Origin of the sequence: Neorhizobium galegae bv. orientalis str. HAMBI 540 (genome assembly GCF_000731315.1) — a bacterium.
In the GTDB taxonomy this organism is placed as follows: domain Bacteria; phylum Pseudomonadota; class Alphaproteobacteria; order Rhizobiales; family Rhizobiaceae; genus Neorhizobium; species Neorhizobium galegae.
The window spans coordinates 1,198,130-1,216,040 of record NZ_HG938354.1; the positions used below are offsets into that span (position 1 = coordinate 1,198,130).

At 61.5% G+C, this 17,911-nt stretch carries 15 protein-coding genes; 11 read left to right on the plus strand and 4 right to left on the minus strand.

Going from position 1 to position 17,911, the window contains the following annotated elements; all coding sequences use genetic code 11:
* Window positions 1–15 precede the first annotated feature (15 nt).
* The 7 genes from tssG to RG540_RS28295 are packed head-to-tail and all read left to right on the plus strand — an operon-like array spanning window position 16 to window position 10,922.
* Entirely contained in the window at window positions 16–1,074 is a 1,059-nt protein-coding gene (gene tssG / locus RG540_RS28265) for a type VI secretion system baseplate subunit TssG (RefSeq protein WP_041365459.1), read from the plus strand.
* Complete coding sequence (locus RG540_RS32625; protein WP_065814454.1) at window positions 1,064–2,260, plus strand: type VI secretion system-associated FHA domain protein; 1,197 nt, start codon at window positions 1,064–1,066, stop codon at window positions 2,258–2,260. The genes tssG and RG540_RS32625 overlap by 11 nt, the downstream gene beginning before the upstream one ends.
* Window positions 2,250–3,590, plus strand: a complete 1,341-nt coding sequence (gene tssK / locus RG540_RS28275) for a type VI secretion system baseplate subunit TssK (protein WP_041365461.1) — start codon at window positions 2,250–2,252, stop codon at window positions 3,588–3,590. Before RG540_RS32625 ends, tssK begins: the two co-directional genes overlap by 11 nt.
* The gene (gene tssL, locus RG540_RS28280) at window positions 3,587–5,131 is read left to right on the plus strand and encodes a type VI secretion system protein TssL, long form (protein ID WP_041365463.1); all 1,545 of its coding nucleotides are present in this window, start codon (window positions 3,587–3,589) and stop codon (window positions 5,129–5,131) included. The genes tssK and tssL overlap by 4 nt, the downstream gene beginning before the upstream one ends.
* Complete coding sequence (gene tssM, locus RG540_RS28285) at window positions 5,128–8,610, plus strand: type VI secretion system membrane subunit TssM (protein ID WP_041365465.1); 3,483 nt, start codon at window positions 5,128–5,130, stop codon at window positions 8,608–8,610. The genes tssL and tssM overlap by 4 nt, the downstream gene beginning before the upstream one ends.
* On the plus strand, window positions 8,582–10,006 hold the full coding sequence (gene tagF, locus RG540_RS28290; protein ID WP_244446722.1) for a type VI secretion system-associated protein TagF: 1,425 nt from the start codon (window positions 8,582–8,584) through the stop codon (window positions 10,004–10,006). Before tssM ends, tagF begins: the two co-directional genes overlap by 29 nt.
* Window positions 9,999–10,922 (plus strand): serine/threonine-protein kinase, encoded by a 924-nt coding sequence (locus RG540_RS28295; RefSeq protein WP_041365467.1) that lies wholly within the window; start codon window positions 9,999–10,001, stop codon window positions 10,920–10,922. Before tagF ends, RG540_RS28295 begins: the two co-directional genes overlap by 8 nt.
* 2 nt (window positions 10,923–10,924) lie before the next feature.
* Here the strand turns inward: RG540_RS28295 and RG540_RS28300 are convergent, their stop codons facing one another.
* On the minus strand, window positions 10,925–12,061 hold the full coding sequence (locus RG540_RS28300; RefSeq protein ID WP_041365468.1) for a polysaccharide biosynthesis/export family protein: 1,137 nt from the start codon (window positions 12,059–12,061) through the stop codon (window positions 10,925–10,927).
* Between the two features lie 372 nt (window positions 12,062–12,433).
* On the minus strand, window positions 12,434–13,024 hold the full coding sequence (locus tag RG540_RS28305) for a helix-turn-helix transcriptional regulator (RefSeq protein WP_244446723.1): 591 nt from the start codon (window positions 13,022–13,024) through the stop codon (window positions 12,434–12,436).
* A 77-nt stretch (window positions 13,025–13,101) separates the two neighbouring features.
* Between RG540_RS28305 and RG540_RS28310 the strand changes: the two genes are divergently transcribed.
* Window positions 13,102–13,815, plus strand: coding sequence for a CoA transferase subunit A (locus RG540_RS28310; protein WP_041365470.1), 714 nt, complete (start codon window positions 13,102–13,104; stop codon window positions 13,813–13,815).
* The gene (locus RG540_RS28315) at window positions 13,815–14,456 is read left to right on the plus strand and encodes a 3-oxoacid CoA-transferase subunit B (protein ID WP_041365472.1); all 642 of its coding nucleotides are present in this window, start codon (window positions 13,815–13,817) and stop codon (window positions 14,454–14,456) included. Before RG540_RS28310 ends, RG540_RS28315 begins: the two co-directional genes overlap by 1 nt.
* Window positions 14,457–14,577: 121 nt before the next feature.
* Here RG540_RS28315 and RG540_RS32630 read toward each other — a convergent pair whose 3' ends face one another.
* Window positions 14,578–14,745, minus strand: a complete 168-nt coding sequence (locus tag RG540_RS32630; RefSeq protein WP_155414762.1) for a hypothetical protein — start codon at window positions 14,743–14,745, stop codon at window positions 14,578–14,580.
* A gap of 5 nt (window positions 14,746–14,750) precedes the next feature.
* Between RG540_RS32630 and RG540_RS28320 the strand changes: the two genes are divergently transcribed.
* Both RG540_RS28320 and RG540_RS28325 read left to right on the plus strand, forming a co-directional pair.
* Window positions 14,751–14,945, plus strand: coding sequence for an ATP-binding cassette domain-containing protein (locus tag RG540_RS28320; RefSeq protein ID WP_041365474.1), 195 nt, complete (start codon window positions 14,751–14,753; stop codon window positions 14,943–14,945).
* Window positions 14,946–15,448: 503 nt separating this feature from the next.
* Complete coding sequence (locus RG540_RS28325) at window positions 15,449–17,470, plus strand: sensor domain-containing diguanylate cyclase (RefSeq protein ID WP_051909871.1); 2,022 nt, start codon at window positions 15,449–15,451, stop codon at window positions 17,468–17,470.
* Here the strand turns inward: RG540_RS28325 and RG540_RS28330 are convergent.
* Complete coding sequence (locus tag RG540_RS28330) at window positions 17,438–17,881, minus strand: gamma-glutamylcyclotransferase (RefSeq protein ID WP_046601167.1); 444 nt, start codon at window positions 17,879–17,881, stop codon at window positions 17,438–17,440. The two genes, RG540_RS28325 and RG540_RS28330, sit on opposite strands and share 33 nt — an antisense overlap.
* Window positions 17,882–17,911: the final 30 nt, after the last annotated feature.

The window sequence follows — 17,911 nt, forward strand, 5'->3', positions numbered from 1 at the left end:
GATTGCGAAGGGACCATGGACCTCACGACCCGCGAGTCTGACGCCGTATCCGGCGCTCCAGCCACAGCCCTTGCCGACCTGCTCGAACGCGACCCTGGCCGCTTCGAACCGGTGACGGCATTTCGCGTGGCGCAGGCGGCAGCCGAGTATACGGAGGTCGAGCTGGAGGTCGCATCCCATATGGGCGTCTCTCCGGCGCCGCTTGCCATCAGCGGGTTCCGGCGCAAGGGCGGGCGAACATCCGTCAGAAGCGCTCTTGCCGGACTGATCGGTCCGCTCGGCTCCATGCCGTCCGCCTACAATGAGATCATCCTGCGCGAAGAGCGCCACAAGTCGAAGGCACTGGCAAGTTTCTTTGATCTCTTCAGTGCCCGCATGACGGAACTGTTTGCCGACGCTTGCGAGAAATACCGAATAGCGCGCCGGCTGCGCTGGGGCGGCATTCTCGGGAGCAACGCCTTCATCACCACGCTCCGCGCGCTGACGGGCTTCGGCACCAGAAGGCTGATGGAACGAAGCGGCGTCGACGAGGACCTGATCCTGCGCTTCTCCGGATTTTTTGCTGCGCGCAATCGCAATGCCGCCAACCTGCAAGCCATGCTGGAGGAATTCAGCGGCCTACCGGTCCAGATCGAACTCTTCCGCGGCCGCTGGCTTGCGATTCCGGAAGGCGAGCGCAGCCGTATGGGCCGGCCGCAAGGCGTACAGCTCGGTGTCAATGCCACCGCCGGCGCTGCGATCCGCGATTTCAGCGGCGGTTTTCGCGTCGTGATCGGCCCGCTCGGTTACGCCGATTACCTGTCGCTGGCGCCTGGCGGACGCAACATAACCGAACTCTTCGCGCTGATCCGGCTTTATGTCGGCTCGGCCCTCGATTTCGATATTCAGGTCATCCTCGGGAAGGAAGACATCCCCTTTTGCCAACTCGGCCGAAGCGGCCGGGACGCCGGCGATCCGCCACGCCTCGGCTGGAACAGTTGGGCCCGCATTGCACCCGCGACGAAGGATAGCGGCGATGCGGTGATCATGGAGCGTCTCCCGGCACGATCGCAAGGAGGTGGGCATGCGGCTTGAACTGAAGCCGATTGGCAATGACGGCATGCCGCCGACCGCTGCGAAAAAATGGTTCTTCGAGCGCGGCCGACGCACCCTTGGACGGGCGCCGGATTGCGACTGGCAGCTGCCGGAGGAACAACGTTCGATCTCGAAATTCCACTGCACGATCGAACGGGACCGGCAAGGCTTCCTGCTGCGAGACAAGAGCGCCAATGGAACGAAGGTCGACGGCCTCGTTGTCCACGAGGGAGAGACGGTTCGGCTCGCCGACCAGTCGAGGCTGGAAGTCGGGAACCTGGCTTTCGAGGTCCGTATCGCCGGCGAACGGGACGAAGACCTGGAGGACCCCGAGGCCGGCCTCCTGCTCAGCGACGAACATTTGACCATCTCCGCTATCCTCGCAGATATCGCACCCGGCGGCCGTGCTGCGGGAGGCATTCTCGGCGAACGCGTCGCAGAGGATTGGTCGATACCCGTCGCAACCGGAAAGGAAGGCTCCAGCCCCTCCCGCAATGTCGAGATCGGCTGGAACGGCCCGCCCGAAATCCGGTCCGCCACCAAGTTCCTTCCGGACGATTGGAATGCGGGCGAAGGATCCGACTATGGCAGCCATCTGGAACACGGATCCGCCACCCATGTGTCCGCACCGGCTCTGCGTATCCGTTCCGTGGAGACATTGGAAACCGTTAACGACAACGCCCCTCCTGCGGAGCCGTTGCTCGATGATTTCCCACCCCTGTCGATTGGCCGGGCGGGCGAGCTTGCGGAGAGGCTGGAGCCATTGCTCAGCCGGCTTGAAGAGGCCCTCGAAAACGCGTTTGCCGTTTTCGAGATGGAGCCGCCGCTGCCCGATGCGGAGCCCGAGATTTTCGGCCGGAGCTCAGAGGAAGCGCTCGTCATTCGCGCCGCATCCCTTCTCGACCGGCAGATGAAGCTCAATGCCGCTCTCGAAAATCTCGTACGAGAGGCGGCAAGCCAGATGGAGCCGCGTATTCTCGAAGCGCGGATCGATGCCGGTCCTCGCGGTCTGCGCTGGGCGCGCAATCGGGACTATTGGCAGGCCTACAAGGCGCAATTTGAAAAGAACGGCAGGGCGCAATCGATCCGCGACATTTTCCGCGACGCGATGATGCGCGCGGTCAATCACGGCGTGAGCCGCGCCGCGCGGACGCGACAGGCAGGAGACGGCAGATATGAGAAATGAGAACCGGGTGGCCTGGAGCGAGGGCATGTTCCTTCGCGTACAGCACTTCCAGCAGGCGGATCGCTGGACGGAACGGCTGGTCCGCACCACGACACGCGGGCTGTCTCCCTACCCCTGGGGGGTGTCTGAGATCGGCATCGACCGCAGTGCGCTGGCGATCGGCCAGTTCGCCCTTTCTAACCTGCGCGGCATGATGCCGGACGGCACGCCCTTCGAGGCGCCGATCGACGCGGACCTGCCACCGCCGCTCGATCTCGACGAAAACACCAAGAACGCTGTCGTCTATCTCGCCCTCCCCGCGCGACAGCCGGGCAAGGCCGAGATGGCGATGAACGGCGGCGCAAAGCTGAACAGCGTCCGACTGATCGCCTCGCATTACGAAGCGCCCGATGCCAATGTAGAGACCGATTTCATGGCACCGATCGACGTCGGCCGTCTCAGGATGCGTTATCTGAAGACCGGCGACGAACTGGCGGGTTATGAACTGGTCGGCCTTGCCCGCGTCATCGAGGTGCGCTCCGACAGGGCTGTCATCCTCGATCCGGAATTCATTGCGCCCAGCCTCAACTGTGCTGCCGAAGCCCGCCTGACGGAACTGATGACCGAATTGCTCGGCATCGTCCGTCACCGCGCCGAGGCGATTGCCGAAAGGATCGGCGATCCAACCATTCGCGGCACCGCCGAGGTCGGCGACTATTTCCTGCTGCAGATCCTCAACCGCGCCGATCCGATGCTGAAGCACATTGCCGCGAACGCCACCCGCATCCACCCGATCGAATTCTACGAGACCTGCATCCAGCTTGCGGGCGAACTCGCCACCTTCACGACCGACCGGAAACGGGCGACGGATTTCCCGCCCTACCGGCACGACGACCTGAAGGCGACCTTCGCGGCGGTGTTCGACGATCTGCGTGCGTCGCTTTCCGCGGTCCTTGAGCAGGCGGCAGTTTCGATCGAACTTGCCGAGCGTCGCCATGGCGTGAGGGTCGGCGTGATCAACGATCGCTCGCTTCTCAAGGATGCCGGTTTTGTGCTGGCGGTCCGGGCGGAAATGTCGGCGGAAGACGTCCGCCGCAAATTGCCGGCCCAGATCAAGGTCGGCCCGGTGGAGCGCATCGCCGAGCTCGTCAATGTCGCGCTGCCCGGCATTCCTGTCAGGCCCCTGCCGGTATTGCCGCGCCAGCTGCCTTATCGCTCCGGCACGATCTACTTCGAACTCGACACCAAGAATCCGCTCTGGAAGCAACTCGACACCTCGGGCGCCATCGCCATGCATCTCGCAGGCGAATTCCCGGGCCTCGAAATGGAACTGTGGGCCCTTAGAGAATGAAGAACGAACCCGCCTCCGCCTGGCAGGAAGTGCCGACCATCGTCGAACTCACCGAGGACGGCGTCAGACGAAAGCAGTCGGCCCGCAGGATGGCCGAAATGCTCGATGACGTCCTTGAACTTCCGGAAAATTCCCCGGAGAAGCCAGGAAGCCAGATGCCCCGGAAAGGCGGTTGGCCAATCGAGGCGCTGGTCCGGGATTTCCGCTTCGGCGGGGAGGACGTGCCCACTGTGGTGCGTTCAGCGGCGCCGTTGCTCAACCTCGCCCATGCGCTTCGGCATGCCGAGGAGCAGCCGGACATGGACCAGCTCCGCAAGGTCGCGGTCGACGCCATCGGCCGATATGAACGCGATCTGGCGAGCGCCCGCATCAGTCCTGACCGCGCCCGCGCCGCCCATTATGTCGTCTGCGCTACCGTCGACGACGTCGTTTTGAGCAAGCCATGGGGCGTGCGCGCCGGTTGGGCGCGGTCCGGCCTGGTTTCCACATTTCATATGGATGTCACCGGCGGCGACCGGGTCTTCGACCTGCTTGACCATTTCCACCAGAGCCCGGGCGCCAACAAGGATCTGCTGCTTCTCATCTATCTCTGCCTGTCGCTCGCCTTTGAAGGCCGCACCCGGGTTTCGCCGCGCGGCAATCTCGAACTCGGCCGCATCCGCGACAGCCTGTACAAGACCCTGCTCGGCCAGTATGGCGTCTTCGAGCGGGAACTTTCGCCCCACTGGAGGGGAGTCTCCGCCCGCCATAAGCCGCTCCGCACGGCAGTGGCGCTCTGGACGCTGCTCTGCGCACTCGCGCTTGCCTTTGCACTGGGCTATCTGTTCTTCACGCTGTCGCTGAACAGCGCTTCTGACGGAACGTTCCAGCGGCTTGCCAGCCTGCCGCCGCGCGATACGCCGAGTGTGCTGATCAAGGCACCGGAACGGCCGCCCGAGCCGCGGCAGCCGGTCGCCGAAGCCAGGCCCGAACCGCCGGTGCAGCCGCCACCGAAGCAGGAGCCGCCGCCGAGCCGCCTCGACAATCTGCTCGCCTTCCTTCAGCCGGAGGTCGAGAAGAAGCTCGTGACGCTGTCGGATTCGAATGGCCGCCTTCTGGTGCGCATCAACAATTCCGGCCTCTTCGATACCGGCAGTGCCGAAGTCAGCGACAAATTCCACGATCTTATCCAGAGGATAGGTGGCGCGCTTGCGGCAGAAAAGTTCCGCGCCGTGGTCGTCGGTTATACCGACAATGTACCGATCCGCACCATTCAGTTCCCCTCGAACTGGCATCTTTCGGAGGCACGCGCCAAGGCGGTCGGCGACATTCTCGCATCCTATGCCGGGCTGGGCGCGATCCTGACGGAAGGCCGCGCCGACAGCGATCCGATCGCCGACAACGCCACGCAGGAAGGCCGCCAGATGAACCGCCGCACGGAAATCCTGGTGCTCACCGATCCGACCGAAAGGCTGAGCGACGCGGGCCTCAAGGTGCCGCCCGTCGAAGCCGAAAAGCCGGCTGGCCCGGGCACTCCAGAGCCGAGAGGAGCTGCGCGATGAACCCGTTGAGCTTCTTTTATACGCTGCGCTCCTATGTGGAGGCCTATGCAGGGCTGCTCGGCCGGAGATTCATCTCGATCATCTGGGTGGCGGCGATCTGCGTCGTCATCTGGTTCTATGGTTATCTCGCGGCCTACGGCAATTTCAAACCGCTGGCGAGCACCAACGCACGGCTGCTGTTGATCGGCATCGTCGTTGCCGCCTGGCTCTGCTATCTCGCCTTCACGATCATCCGCGATCGCCGCCGCGACAAGCGCCTCGTCGAGGGCATAGAGCGGGATGCGGAGGCCGAAGCTGCGGCAAGCCGGCAGGCCGAAGTGGGTGAAATCCACAGTCGCCTCAAGGAAGCGCTGCAGCTCTTGCGCCGCATCACCCGCAAGCGCTTCGGATATATCTACGAACTGCCCTGGTATGTGATCTTCGGCGCGCCCGGCTCCGGCAAGACTACGGCGCTCACCAATTCGGGGCTGAAATTCCCGCTCGGCGATGCGTTGGGCAGCAATTCGGTGCAGGGAATCGGCGGTACGCGCAATTGCAATTGGTGGTTCACCGACGAGGCGATCCTGATCGATACCGCCGGCCGTTATACCACCCAGGACGACTTGAACGGCACAGCCAAAGCCGGATGGGAGGGTTTCCTCGGGCTCTTGCGCAAATATCGTCGATCTCAGCCGATCAACGGAGCGCTGCTGACGCTTTCGATCGGCGACCTCATAACTCGGGACGCGGAAGCGCAGCGCGAGGAGATCAGGGCGATCCGCCAGCGGTTGTCGGAACTCGACGAGTTTCTCCAGGCCCGTATTCCAGTCTATCTGGTCCTCACCAAGGCCGACCTCCTGACCGGCTTCGCGGAATTCTTCGACGGCTTCAACAAGAGCGACCGGGAGCAGGTCTGGGGTACGACGTTCGGTCTCGAGGAGAGCTATGGGGCACGTAACCTGCCAGACCGTTTCCTCGAAGAATTCGCCCTGTTGCAGGAGCGTGTGGGAGCGATGCTGATCGAACGCCTTCAGCAGGAACCCAGTCTGGAACTGCGCGGCCGCATCTTCCGTTTCCCCGCCGAACTCGCCTCCCTGAAGGAGCGCCTGCACGAAGTGATGACGGAGCTCTGCTCCGGCTCGAAACTGGTCGAACCGCCGCTGTTGCGCGGCATTTATTTCGCCTCCGGCACCCAAGCCGAGGAGACGAGCCTGGCCACGACAACGCGTGCGCGGCGCAGCTATTTTCTGTCGCGGCTCTTCAAGGATGTCATCTTCGACGAAGCGTCACTGGTCGCCCGTGACAAACGGCTCTCCCGCCGGCATGTCTTCTTCCGCCGCGGCGCCTATGCAGCCGCGGTCGTGGTGCTGGCAGTCGTGCTGGCCAGTTGGACGGCGACCTATTTCCAGAATGCCGCAGCACTTGCCAGCGCTGAGCGGCGCATCGATGCCTACGAACAATTGGCGCGCGGCGTGCCGGTGCGCGACGTGACGGACTCGGATTTCCTCCGTGTGCTACCGGCGCTCGACAATCTCGCCGCTGTCACCAGCGATTTTTCCAGGACGCGCGCTTGGCCGGTCAGTTTCGGCCTCGACCAGGAAAGCAAGGTGGCGGGCCGCCAGCGCGACGCCTATCAGCGGGCATTGAACGCGCTGCTTCTGCCCCGAATACTCGTCCAGCTGCAGAAGGAAATGATCGTAAGCAAGGAAGTCGCGACCACCTTCGATGCCTTGAAACTCTACGGGATGCTTGGCGGGCTGGGCCCGATGGATGCGGATTTCGTCGCCCAGGAAGCGGAAGAGATCTTCACGACGCTTTATCCCGGCGAAGGCAGGTCGGCGGCGCGGCAGGCGCTGATCGCGCACGCCAGCGCCATGGCCCATGGCGGGCTGCCGCCGATCGAACTCGACAACACCCTGATCGCCAAGGCCCGCGAGACGATCCGCTCGCAAGGCATCCCGAACCGGGCCTACGATATTCTCGCAAACTATCGCCAGTCTCGCGCACTTGCCGACTGGACCCCTGCAAGTGCGCTCGGTCCGCTTGGCGAACAGGCTTTCGAACGGATGACCAAGCTTCCGTTAAGGGAAGGCCTGCCGGGTCTCTTCTCCAGCACGGGATATCGCCAGGCCGTTCTGCCGAAGATCACCGACGCGTCGCGAGCAGCGCTCGAGGAGCATTGGGTTCGCGGCGAAGCCAACCCGGCCGATTTGACCGTCGATGCCGTCGCTCAGACCGCGCTGCAGCTTTATTTCGACAATTTTCAACAACGCTGGTCTGCGCTGTTGGCGGATCTGCGGATCAAGCCATCGCAGACGATCGCGGACGCGGCCGAGACCACCCGCATCCTCTCGAGCGAGCCAAACCCGGTCGAGAGCTTGGCCAAATCCATCGCCGCCGCCACGGATCTTCGCCGGCCTGGCACAGAGGTCGCGTCCGCGGCCGGCGACAGCCTGCCTGACTCGACCACCGCGCTCGCCAGCGCAGCAAATGCGCCGGACCTGTTCGCTTCCCTTCGCGCTGCTCTCGAGCCGCCGCAATCCAACCAACTGCAGGCGGGACAGAGCCAGGAAGCGCCAAAATCGCAGATCGCCCGACTAAAACCGGTTCTCCAGAAGGTGCACGATCAGCTCTCGCGTGCGACGACCTCTACCGCCGAAGTAGCCAAGGTCTTCGATGTTGACAGTCAGTTGACGAACGCCAATCAGGATCTGCTGCAGCAGGCGCGCAGTTTGCCGGCCCCCATAGACACCTGGATGGCGGGTGTGGCTGCCGATATCGGTTCGCTGGCGGTCAAGTCCGCCCGTATACGCATCAGCGACGCGTGGACTGCCGAAGGGGCAAATTTCTGCGCCAACGTGATCAAGGGCCGTTATCCCTTCGACCGGGAATCCCCGCGCGACGTGGCGATGAGCGACTTCGTCCGCCTGTTCGGTCCCAAGGGCCTGTTCAAGACGTTTTTTAACGACAGGCTGGCCCCGTTCGTCGACACCAGTTCCTCGCCCTGGGGCTGGAAAGGCACCTTCGGCTCAACCAGCATACCGAGCGAGGCAATCGCTCAGTTCGAGAATGCCGACAAGATCAACCGGGCTTTCTTCGCCGCGGACGGAGAAAGCCCATCGGTTGCCATCAACATCAAGCCGGTGTCGCTCTCGGACGGGGCAAATGCAGTGATGCTGGAGATCGAGGGAGAACGCGTCGTCTATTTCCACGGCCCGATCCAGTCGAAATCGATTGCCTGGCCATCAAAAGAGGCAAGCAACGCTTCGCGCATCGCCTTCCAGCCGGGAGGCTGGCAACAGGCGTTGACGGAGAACGGCGACTGGTCTCCCTTCCGCCTCTTCGATGGCGCCAATATCACCATGCAAGGGAATGATCTCTTCCGCGCCAAGTTCCAGCAGAACGGCCAGACGGCAGAGTTCGATGTACAGTTCGGTTCCGTCCTCAACCCCTTCCGCCTGGAGGCTTTGAATGCCTTCTCTTGTCCAACGCAATTCTGATCGGGCCACCATGAATGAGCGCGCGACGCTGGGCCAGATTTGGTCGGAAACCGACCGTCTTGGTTTCTTCGGCAAACTGCCGAGCCATGGCGATTTCGTTTCGATCGGTCTCGGGCGAAAACTGCAGGCCGCGCTGGATGCCTGGTTGCAATCCAGCCTCCACGCCATCCAGGCAGAGTTCGGCAATCAATGGGAACGCCGTTTCAGATCCATGCCGTCCTGGCGTTTCATCGTCGATAGGGACCTTTGGGGACCGGCAACCGTTGCCGGTGTCATCGTCCCGAGCCTCGACCGCGTCGGCCGCAGCTTTCCTCTTGTCCTTGCAGCCCAGCTTCAGGGGTTTTCCGGAGATCCGCGCAGCCTTTGTCTCGATGATACATGGTTCATCGCAACCGAAGGCCTGGCCGAGACGTCAGCCCGCCACGATTTCAACATCGACACCTTCACGACGGACCTGAAGCGGCTGAGGCCGCCACGACCCGGTCAATTCGACGGCGGGGTGGAGCAAAGCAGCCCGACGCCGCCTGGAACGCTCTGGTGGCGGATGGATCCGGACGACCGGCGGATGAAGGGGTTCCGCGTCGGTGGCGCTCCCGGTCCATTGGATTTCCTGAAGCTCCTTCCCGAAGGCGACGCCAAGGAGGCCGGACAACCCGGTTCCGGCCTCCGCCAACAACCGGCGGTGGCTGAACCGAAGCCAGCGCCTGCCGAAGCACCCGGCAGCCTGAAGCTCTTCTACAGCTATGCCAGCCACCCCGGAACCCGCCTGTCTCTCAACGCCGACAGCATCTTCATCTCGGCAACGCCGTCAATATTCGCGATCGCAGACGGCGTCGGCGATGGCAGCGTTGCCCTCGAAGCCAGCAGGATCGCCATCGACATGCTGAGCCGGGCGGCGCCCCAGGAAACGATCGAGGCTCTTGTTCAGGAACTCAAGGGAAAACTGGGCAAGGCCCACGGAGTGCTGCAATCCGGCCATCTGACGGCAGACCGCTCCGTGCCCTCGGCCAGCATCGTCATTCTGGCATCTCTGCATGAAAGTTATTCGATTCTGTGGGCAGGAGATGCCCGGTCTTATCTGCTGCGCGACGGCATGATGCGTTGCCTCACGCGTGACCACGCCGAAATCGGCCTGAGGCGCTCGCTTGCCCGCGGGATCGGCCTGAAGGGCCAACTGGTGCCCGAGGTGGTTTCCGACCGGCTGCGGCCCGGGGACCGGCTCCTGCTCTGCAGCAATCCGCTGCCCCGCATCCTGTCTGAACGCGCCATTGCGGAAATCCTGCTAGCGATGGAACTCGACGAGGTTTCCGCCGTACTGACGCAGGAAGCCCTGATCGCAAATTGCCGGGAAAACCTGACCGTCATGGTGATTGACGTGAAGGCCGATCGTGGCTGATCATCTCGAGGATACGGATTTTGAGGAGGTTGCACGCAATTTTGCAGCGCTCTGGCACGCTCTTACCGTGGCCGGGGACGGCGACCCGGAAAAGCACCGTTCTCTGATCAATCAGGTCCGCGACGCCCTGGACCGGGGCGAACACCGCCTTGCCGGTCACGACCCGACGATCATCGCCAATACGTTCATACTTGAAGCCCTGGTCCACGAGGGGGCGACGACACGGATCTATCGTGCGCGCCATCGCGACCTCTTGAGCCTGCACGCGGTCAAGACACTCCGCCCCGACCAGGCGGGCGACCCCGTTGCGCGAAAACTGCTGCTAAACGAGGCGAGGATCGGAGGCGCGATCCGCCATCCGAACGTGGCTGCGACGGAGACGCTTCTGCGGTTCGCCGACGGCCGCCCGGCTCTGGTCCTCGAATGGATCGACCGCAGCCTTGAAGACATTGTCCAGGAGACATCGCTTGGGGTCGGCGATATCATGCACGTGATCGCTGCCATCTTGAGAGGGTTAGAGGCGATCCACGCGGCCGGCTACGTCCATGGCGATCTGTCGCTCTCCAACATCCGTAGTATGGACAACGACCTCTCGCGGCTGAAGATCGGCGATTTCGGCATCGCGCTCGAAACGGGGCACTGTCATCGGGATCTCGACATCGCCTTTGCCGGCCGCCCCCGGTTTGCGCCCCCGGAACAACTGGCAGGACAGGCGCTCGACGGCCGTTCGGATCTCCATGCTGCAGGCCTTATCCTGTCGAAACTCCTCGATCATTGTCGAGAGACCGGCGCGACCGTTAAGCGCTTGCGTCAACTCGCCACGGAACTCGCGCGGCCGGAACCGCAGGAGAGACCTGAAAACGCGAAAGCCGCCCTGCATCTGCTGGACGGCCTTGGCAAAGACATACCGCGTTAGGATCAGTTGCTGCCGGGCAGCGGAGCGGCGGCCGTCGGCGCGCTCTTTTGATAGATCGTGAAGAGCTTTGCGAAGTCCACGAGACCCGAATTGCTGGCATAGAGAATGTCGCCGTCCGCCATCTTGAACCGCTGCATCAGCGACAGGTTGGCGACATCCTTCATGTCGACGCGGTAGATCGCCGGCTTGGTCGTCATGACCGCGGTGCCGGGGTTCTTGGCAGCATTTGCCGCCGCAACCTGGCTGTAGACCGGCTGGTTGCGCACCACATAGAAATTGCTGGCGTCGGCCCGGTCGTCGAGCAACCCACCCGCACGGCTGAATGCCTGCATGAGAGTGAGCTTGCCTGGCTCGAATTCGAATTCGCCAACGCTCTTGAACGCGCCGAAGGCCGTAAACGACGGCGCATCCTTACCGATATAGACCTGGTCTTCCGGCAAGAGGTAGATGTTCTGGCGATCCTCGTTGATCACCCGCTCGAGCGGCGCGCTGGCCTTCTGCTTGCCGCGAATGACGGTCACCGTAGCGGCGGTCGGCGCCGAGGAGGCCCCGCCTGCGAGCGCGACGGCGTCGAGGACGCGCTCCTTGCGCGCGGTAAGCGGGAAACGGCCGGCCGCACGGACATCGCCATTGACCGTAAAGCCGGTCGTTGGCTTGTCGACGACGGAAACCACTGCCTGCGGGTTGACCGCCGAACCCTTCAGACCGGATGCGATCCGCGCCTGCAGCGCCTCCGGCGAGGATTCCAGCACACGCTGTTTTCCGACAAAGGGCAAGGTCACGGTGCCGGCGGAATCCACGGTGAAGCGTCCCAGGTTCAGCGTCTTGCTCTGGGTCGAGGAGAACATGCCTTCCTCGCCGGTATCAAGGATGGTGACCTCTATGACGTCGCCGCGGCGCAGCCGGCTATCCGCAAATCCCGTGGAGCGCAGGACACTGAGGCCTGGATCGGCTGCGGAATAGCCAAGCGGAGCAACGTTGAACGGCTCCATCGGCGCATTCGCCAGCCGCACCACCGGGATCTTCTGCCCAGTCTGGGGATCCGTCGCGTCATAGAACCTCCCGGCTGCCGGGCCGTCCGACGGTGCGGCACAGGCACTGAGAACCGCAACATAGACGCAAGGGGCAAGCTTCCGCATCCCGTATCCTTTGGAAAAGCCTCGTTTCCTTGACAAGTATCAAGTCGATGCATCACGGCAATATGGCCCGAGCACAAAAAAGCCATTATGACAGCTTGGAGGCGAGCACGTGTGGTTGATATGCAACTCTACCCGGCCGTTGGCCTGTGTAGCCCAAAGCGGGTTCGGCATTTATAGCGAGCAGATGTTGATTTCGCGCCCGCTCCAGCGCGGGATTTTGCGGCAGGTTGCATCCTGATTCGCCATAAGGTGCCCACATCTTCCCCTCTGCCAAAAAGCGAAAGACCCTCGGTGAACCGAGATCACAATGCCGAGCGGGAACGACCCAATCTGACTGAGGACATGACCTCGACTCGGCCAGATTGGATGAACTCATCCTTGCCGTTTATGACCTGCCGTAAACCAGGCTACCAGCTCCGCCGAATTGCGTACGCCTACGGCTTGCATAAGCCGCGCGCGATGAGATTCGATGGTCCGTTTCGAAAGTCCGAGCTCGTCAGCGATCATTGCGTTACTCTTTCCCTGGGCAACCAGGGTGATGATCTGGTGCTGCCGGTCGGTAAAGGTAGGATCGGAGCTTTTGATCGGCCGGTTGATCGCTTGGAAACAATAGAGTGCTTCGGCAAACGGATCGGCCAAATGGTGGCTCCGGCCGTTCACCCTGCACCAGAAGCGTCCGCCATCCCCCCTCGTCATGATCCGCTCGTCATAAAAGACCTGCCCGGCAGGCAGATGACTGCGCCACAAATGACCAATGCGGACAAAGTCTGCGATCTTCGGATAGAGCCGCGCAAAACTGGTGTCCAGGATCTCTTCGCGGCGAAGCCCAAAAAGCGTCGCGAATTCGACGTTACAATCGCGAATAATGCGATGCCTTGCATAAACCATCGGCACCGGCATATCGGCCAGCAGAAAGCGATGGCTCTGATCCGGATCCGGGATTGATGCTGGAGCGTCAGACATGCAGTATAAATACGGCTAGTCGCCGAGGCCGTTCAAGCCTTAGTTTCGTACGAGCGTAATTTCGTGGGAGGGTCGGGATGCGAAAGACAGTATCGAGCGCCACTGAGGCGCTGGCAGGCGTATTGAAGGACGGCATGGTGATCATGTCGGGAGGCTTCGGGCTTTGCGGAATACCGGAAACGCTGATCGAGGCCGTCAAGCTGTCCGGCGTAAAGGACCTCACGGTCATCTCGAACAATGCTGGCGTCGATGGAATAGGCCTCGGCTTGTTGCTGGAAACGCGCCAGATTCGGAAAATGATCTCGTCCTATGTCGGGGAGAACAAGCTCTTCGCCCAACAGTTTCTGTCCGGCGAACTCGAGCTCGAGTTTAATCCGCAGGGTACGCTTGCCGAACGGATACGCGCAGGCGGCGCAGGCATTCCGGCCTTCTTCACAAAGACGGGCGTCGGTACGATCATTTCGGAGGGCAAGGAGATTCGGGAGTTCGGCGGCGACCAATATGTCATGGAAATGGCGCTGACCGCGGACGTATCGCTTGTCCATGCCTGGAAGGGCGACACCGAAGGCAATCTCGTCTATCGCAAGACGGCCCGGAACTTCAATCCGATGATGGCGACCGCGGCCAAGTTCACAGTCGCCGAGGTCGAACTTCTCGTCGACGTCGGCCAGATCGACGCTGACCATATCCATACGCCGGGCATCTTCGTCTCGAAAATTCTCCATGTTCCCGATGCGAAGAAACATATCGAACAGCGGACCGTGAGATCCGTACAGACGGAGGCGATGTAATGGCTTGGACACGCGACCAGATGGCCGCGCGCGCAGCGCGCGAGCTTCAGGACGGCTTCTACGTCAACCTTGGCATCGGCATCCCGACGCTGGTGGCCAACCACATTCCCGACGGGATCAATGTCGTGCTGCAGAGCGAAAACGGCATGCTCGGCATCGGCCCTTTCCCGTTCGACAATGAAGTCGACGCCGACCTCATCAATGCCGGCAAGCAGACCGTCAGCGAACTGCCGATGACGAGCTTCTTTTCGTCGGCCGACAGTTTCGCGATGATCCGCGGCGGTCACATCGACCTGTCGATCCTCGGCGCCATGCAGGTGGCCAGCAACGGTGACCTCGCGAACTGGATGATTCCGGGCAAGATGGCCAAGGGCATGGGCGGCGCGATGGACCTCGTCGCCGGCGTCAAACGTGTCGTGGTACTGATGGAGCACGAGGCCAAGGGCGAGTCGAAGCTTTTGCCGGAATGCGATCTTCCGCTGACGGGCAAGCGCGTCGTGGATCTCGTCATCACCGACCTCGGCGTTTTCACGATCGCAAGGACGGGCGCTCCGGAAATGGTACTGATCGAAATGGCAGAGGGAGTGTCCCTTGAAGAAATCAAGGCAAAGACCAGAGCTGGCTTCAGGGTCGGCCTTTGATCGGCGCATGGGGCGATACATCCCGCAACGTGATCGCCTCACGCTGGAGCTGATCTCTCCCTGATCTGCGACAAAACGATCGAAACGCCGGTGAGCTTCACGCTGTAGCGGGCGGGCACGATCATCTGAGGCGCTGCTCGGTCTCGGCGTCGCATAGATGGAGACTGCTTGCGGCAAACGTCAGCCGGATGATGGTCTCGCCTGCCATCACCACGCTCCTGCCATTCAAGGCAATGACAATCTCAGGCGCGGTGGCGGTGGTGATGAACGTTGCCTGACGAGAAGTCATAAACAGTGGTGATCGTGCTGCACTACATCAACCAGGCCGGTTCTCACGCTGACAGGATCGTCGCCTTGAAGGGCGGGCAGGTCGTCGCCAACGGGACGCCAATGGAGATCCTTACGCTCCCGACCCTTCTCGGCATATTTGGATTCGAGATGCGGGTCGAGATGATCGACGGATACCCGACCTTGCTGCACTTCCGGTGAAATCTTGCAACGAGACGTAGCTGACGAAGGCCGTGAAATGCTGGACGCCGTACGGGCCGAGGAGAATTCCGATGAAGTTGCGGCCACGCAGAGATCAGATCAGCTGATTGAAGACGATCAAATGGGCGCTCTATGGCAGAATTGGCCCGGAGCATGGTAGCAGAACGCATGCTACCGCTCAATTGACAGGGTCACCACACAAAGTGAGGAAGGCCCGTTAACTTTACGATGTCCAACAGGGCCCTGCCGAGGAATAGGGATTCTGCGCAGGTTAATGTTTTTATAAGTCGCCGCCAGTAAGGTTACCGGATATCGTAACCTGCGAGCGAGTTGATCGTTCCTTACGAGCGTGCGGTGGATCAATGTTGACGCATTCCCGGTTCCAACTTCCATCAGAGTAGATCGGTTTCTGAGTGACCCACGTCCTCCAAAATGAAATCGAAACTCATCGTAGCGTGAGACTGTGGGCCGAGCTCGAGCATCGGACCAGAGTCACGCCCGCAATGCTTCATTCGATCAACAAGGAGGGACGATTGATCTCCGTGAGCGACGCCTGGCTATCGAAGCTCGGTTATGCCCGCGACGAGGTTATCGGGAGGCGGTCATCCGAGTTCCTGACTCCGGAATCGCGGGAATATGCGATCACGGATGTGTTGCCCGGTTTTTTTCGGACCGGTCGCATTGATGACGTCGAATACCAGATGGTGTGTAAGGACGGACGGGTGATCGACGTCCTGTTGTCCGCCGTTCTGGACGACAATTCCCCGGGGGTCGGTGTTTCGCTGGCTGTCATCACGGATGTGACCGCGCTCAAAACCGCCGAGCGGCAGTTGACCTTGAGCGAGGCGCGTTACCGGGAATTGGTCGAGAGCCAGTCGGAACTGGTGTCGCTCGCCAGCCCGGAGGGCGAATTGCGCTTCGTCAATCATGCCTATGCGCGGCGCTATGGCCGGCTGCCCCACGAAATGGTGGGCAGGAGCCTTTTCGACTTCGTCCCCGAGGAGGGCCGCGCCGCAGTAGCGGAGCACTTGAAGCAAGTATGCGGCGTCGATCGAAGCGTCGAAAACGAAAATCAGGTGGTTCTGCCAAATGGCCAAACGCGATGGATGGCTTGGACGAATAGAGCGCTCACCGACGCCGAAGGACGAGTAACGGCTATTCATTCGGTCGGTCGCGACATCGACGAACGCGTTGCTGTCGAGCGGCGCCTTCAGGAGAGCGAAGCGCGCTACCGCCTCCTGGCGGACAATTCGACCGACATGATTCTTCTTGTTGGCCGCGATGGAAAACGGACCTATTCCTCTCCAGCATGCGTAGCGCTTCTGGGCTATGAACCCGAAGAGATGCTTCAGATCCGGACCAAGGATGCGATCCATCCCGACGATATCGGCTTTCTGGCGGATCGGCAGGCCTACATCGATGATGAAGCGACGACTTTCCGCTATCGAATGCGCCACAAGGACGGCAGTTACGTTTGGGTCGAGAGCGTTTCGCGGGCAATTGCGGCCGAGCCGGGGCAATTGCCTCAGCGACTTGTCGTTGTTCGCGACATCCAACAGCGCCTGGCAGCCGAGCAGCGCCTCAAAGAAAGCGAGGCCCGCTACCGCCTGCTGGCGGACCACGGGACGGATATGGTGTTTCAGCTCGATCTCGACCTGGTGCGCCGATATGTATCGCCGGCTTGCCGCGAAATTCTTGGCTACGCCCCGGAAGAATTGACCGGGATAAAATCCGTCAGCATGGTGCACCCCGAGGACGCGGTGGGTGTCACGTTGGCTTTCCAATCGCTGCTGAGCGGCCATGTGGATCGCCACTCGATCATCAATCGCTTTCGCCATCGTGACGGACATTGGATTTGGGTGGAGGCGCAACTCAAGACGCTCAAGGATCCCCAGACAGGCCAGCCCTCAGGCATTATTGGAACCCTTAGGGACATCTCGGCTCGAAAGGCCATCGAGGATCAACTGCAGGACGCCAATCGGCGCTTACAAGCGCTCGCGGAGCAGGACGGGCTGACCGGCTTGGCCAACCGGCGATCTTTCGATAACGCACTTTCACGCGAGCATGGGCGCGCGCGACGAGACAAAAAGTGCCTCGGGCTGCTCATGATCGATGTCGACTGGTTCAAATCCTTCAACGATCGTTATGGTCACCCGGCCGGCGATGAATGCTTGAAGAGGATTGGCGCGGCAATCAAAAACACAGTCTGCCGGCCTAGTGACGTCGTCGCGCGCTACGGCGGGGAAGAATTTGCCGTACTCCTGCCGGATACCGATGAAATCGGAACTGCGTCAATCGCTGAGCGGATTCGACAGGCCGTGTTCCACTTGGCGATCGAACACGAAGCCAGTCCGAAACACGTCGCGACTATCAGTGTTGGAGCCGTCTCACTGGCTGAAGGTGGGCCGGCCGAACCTGAGGCTCTTTTGCGCAACGCCGACCAAGCACTCTACCGCGCGAAAGACAATGGTCGAAACACCGTCGTTCGTGGCTCACATCTGGCTCCCCACGGACCACCGGGATGAGGGAATGGCCCAGATCATTTTGTAAGCAGAATAATGATCGGCCCTGCCAATAAAACTCCAAAAATGACGATCGGTTGGACATAGCTTGGCAGTAAACGCGATTTTCCCGGCACGTTGACGCCTGCTATATTGGGCGCAGGATCCGCCCTCCCCGCAGGCGTTGGCGATCAGCGTCGCGGTGGTCTCCTGCGACAAGGGCATCGTCAGCCCCACGCGTTTCGTGCTTGCCCAGAATGTCAGGGCTTTCCTGACGCCATGGGGTGTTTTGACCTGCACCCACCGGACCATGCCGATGACCTCCCGATATTTAATTTCGCGTTTGACGAGCGCCCGAAGATCATCACGACGACGCCTCGGCGCCAGTTGCAGAATGACACCGTCGCAGCGTCGGCCACGCTCGAGCGCCATCATCAAGCCGGGCTGGATGTCCTCTCACGATCT

Bases quoted from the DNA above. Each gene is read 5' to 3' on its own strand.
- RG540_RS32630 (WP_155414762.1), bottom strand. From the start codon at position 14,745: ATGACTTCTCGTCAGGCAACGTTCATCACCACCGCCACCGCGCCTGAG.
- RG540_RS28305 (WP_244446723.1), bottom strand. From the start codon at position 13,024: ATGTCTGACGCTCCAGCATCAATCCCGGATCCGGATCAGAGCCATCGC.
- RG540_RS28330 (WP_046601167.1), bottom strand. From the start codon at position 17,881: ATGATGGCGCTCGAGCGTGGCCGACGCTGCGACGGTGTCATTCTGCAA.
- RG540_RS28310 (WP_041365470.1), top strand. From the start codon at position 13,102: ATGCGAAAGACAGTATCGAGCGCCACTGAGGCGCTGGCAGGCGTATTG.
- tssK (WP_041365461.1), top strand. From the start codon at position 2,250: ATGAGAAATGAGAACCGGGTGGCCTGGAGCGAGGGCATGTTCCTTCGC.
- tssG (WP_041365459.1), top strand. From the start codon at position 16: ATGGACCTCACGACCCGCGAGTCTGACGCCGTATCCGGCGCTCCAGCC.
- tagF (WP_244446722.1), top strand. From the start codon at position 8,582: ATGCCTTCTCTTGTCCAACGCAATTCTGATCGGGCCACCATGAATGAG.
- RG540_RS28315 (WP_041365472.1), top strand. From the start codon at position 13,815: ATGGCTTGGACACGCGACCAGATGGCCGCGCGCGCAGCGCGCGAGCTT.
- RG540_RS32625 (WP_065814454.1), top strand. From the start codon at position 1,064: ATGCGGCTTGAACTGAAGCCGATTGGCAATGACGGCATGCCGCCGACC.
- tssL (WP_041365463.1), top strand. From the start codon at position 3,587: ATGAAGAACGAACCCGCCTCCGCCTGGCAGGAAGTGCCGACCATCGTC.
- tssM (WP_041365465.1), top strand. From the start codon at position 5,128: ATGAACCCGTTGAGCTTCTTTTATACGCTGCGCTCCTATGTGGAGGCC.
- RG540_RS28325 (WP_051909871.1), top strand. From the start codon at position 15,449: ATGCTTCATTCGATCAACAAGGAGGGACGATTGATCTCCGTGAGCGAC.
- RG540_RS28300 (WP_041365468.1), bottom strand. From the start codon at position 12,061: ATGCGGAAGCTTGCCCCTTGCGTCTATGTTGCGGTTCTCAGTGCCTGT.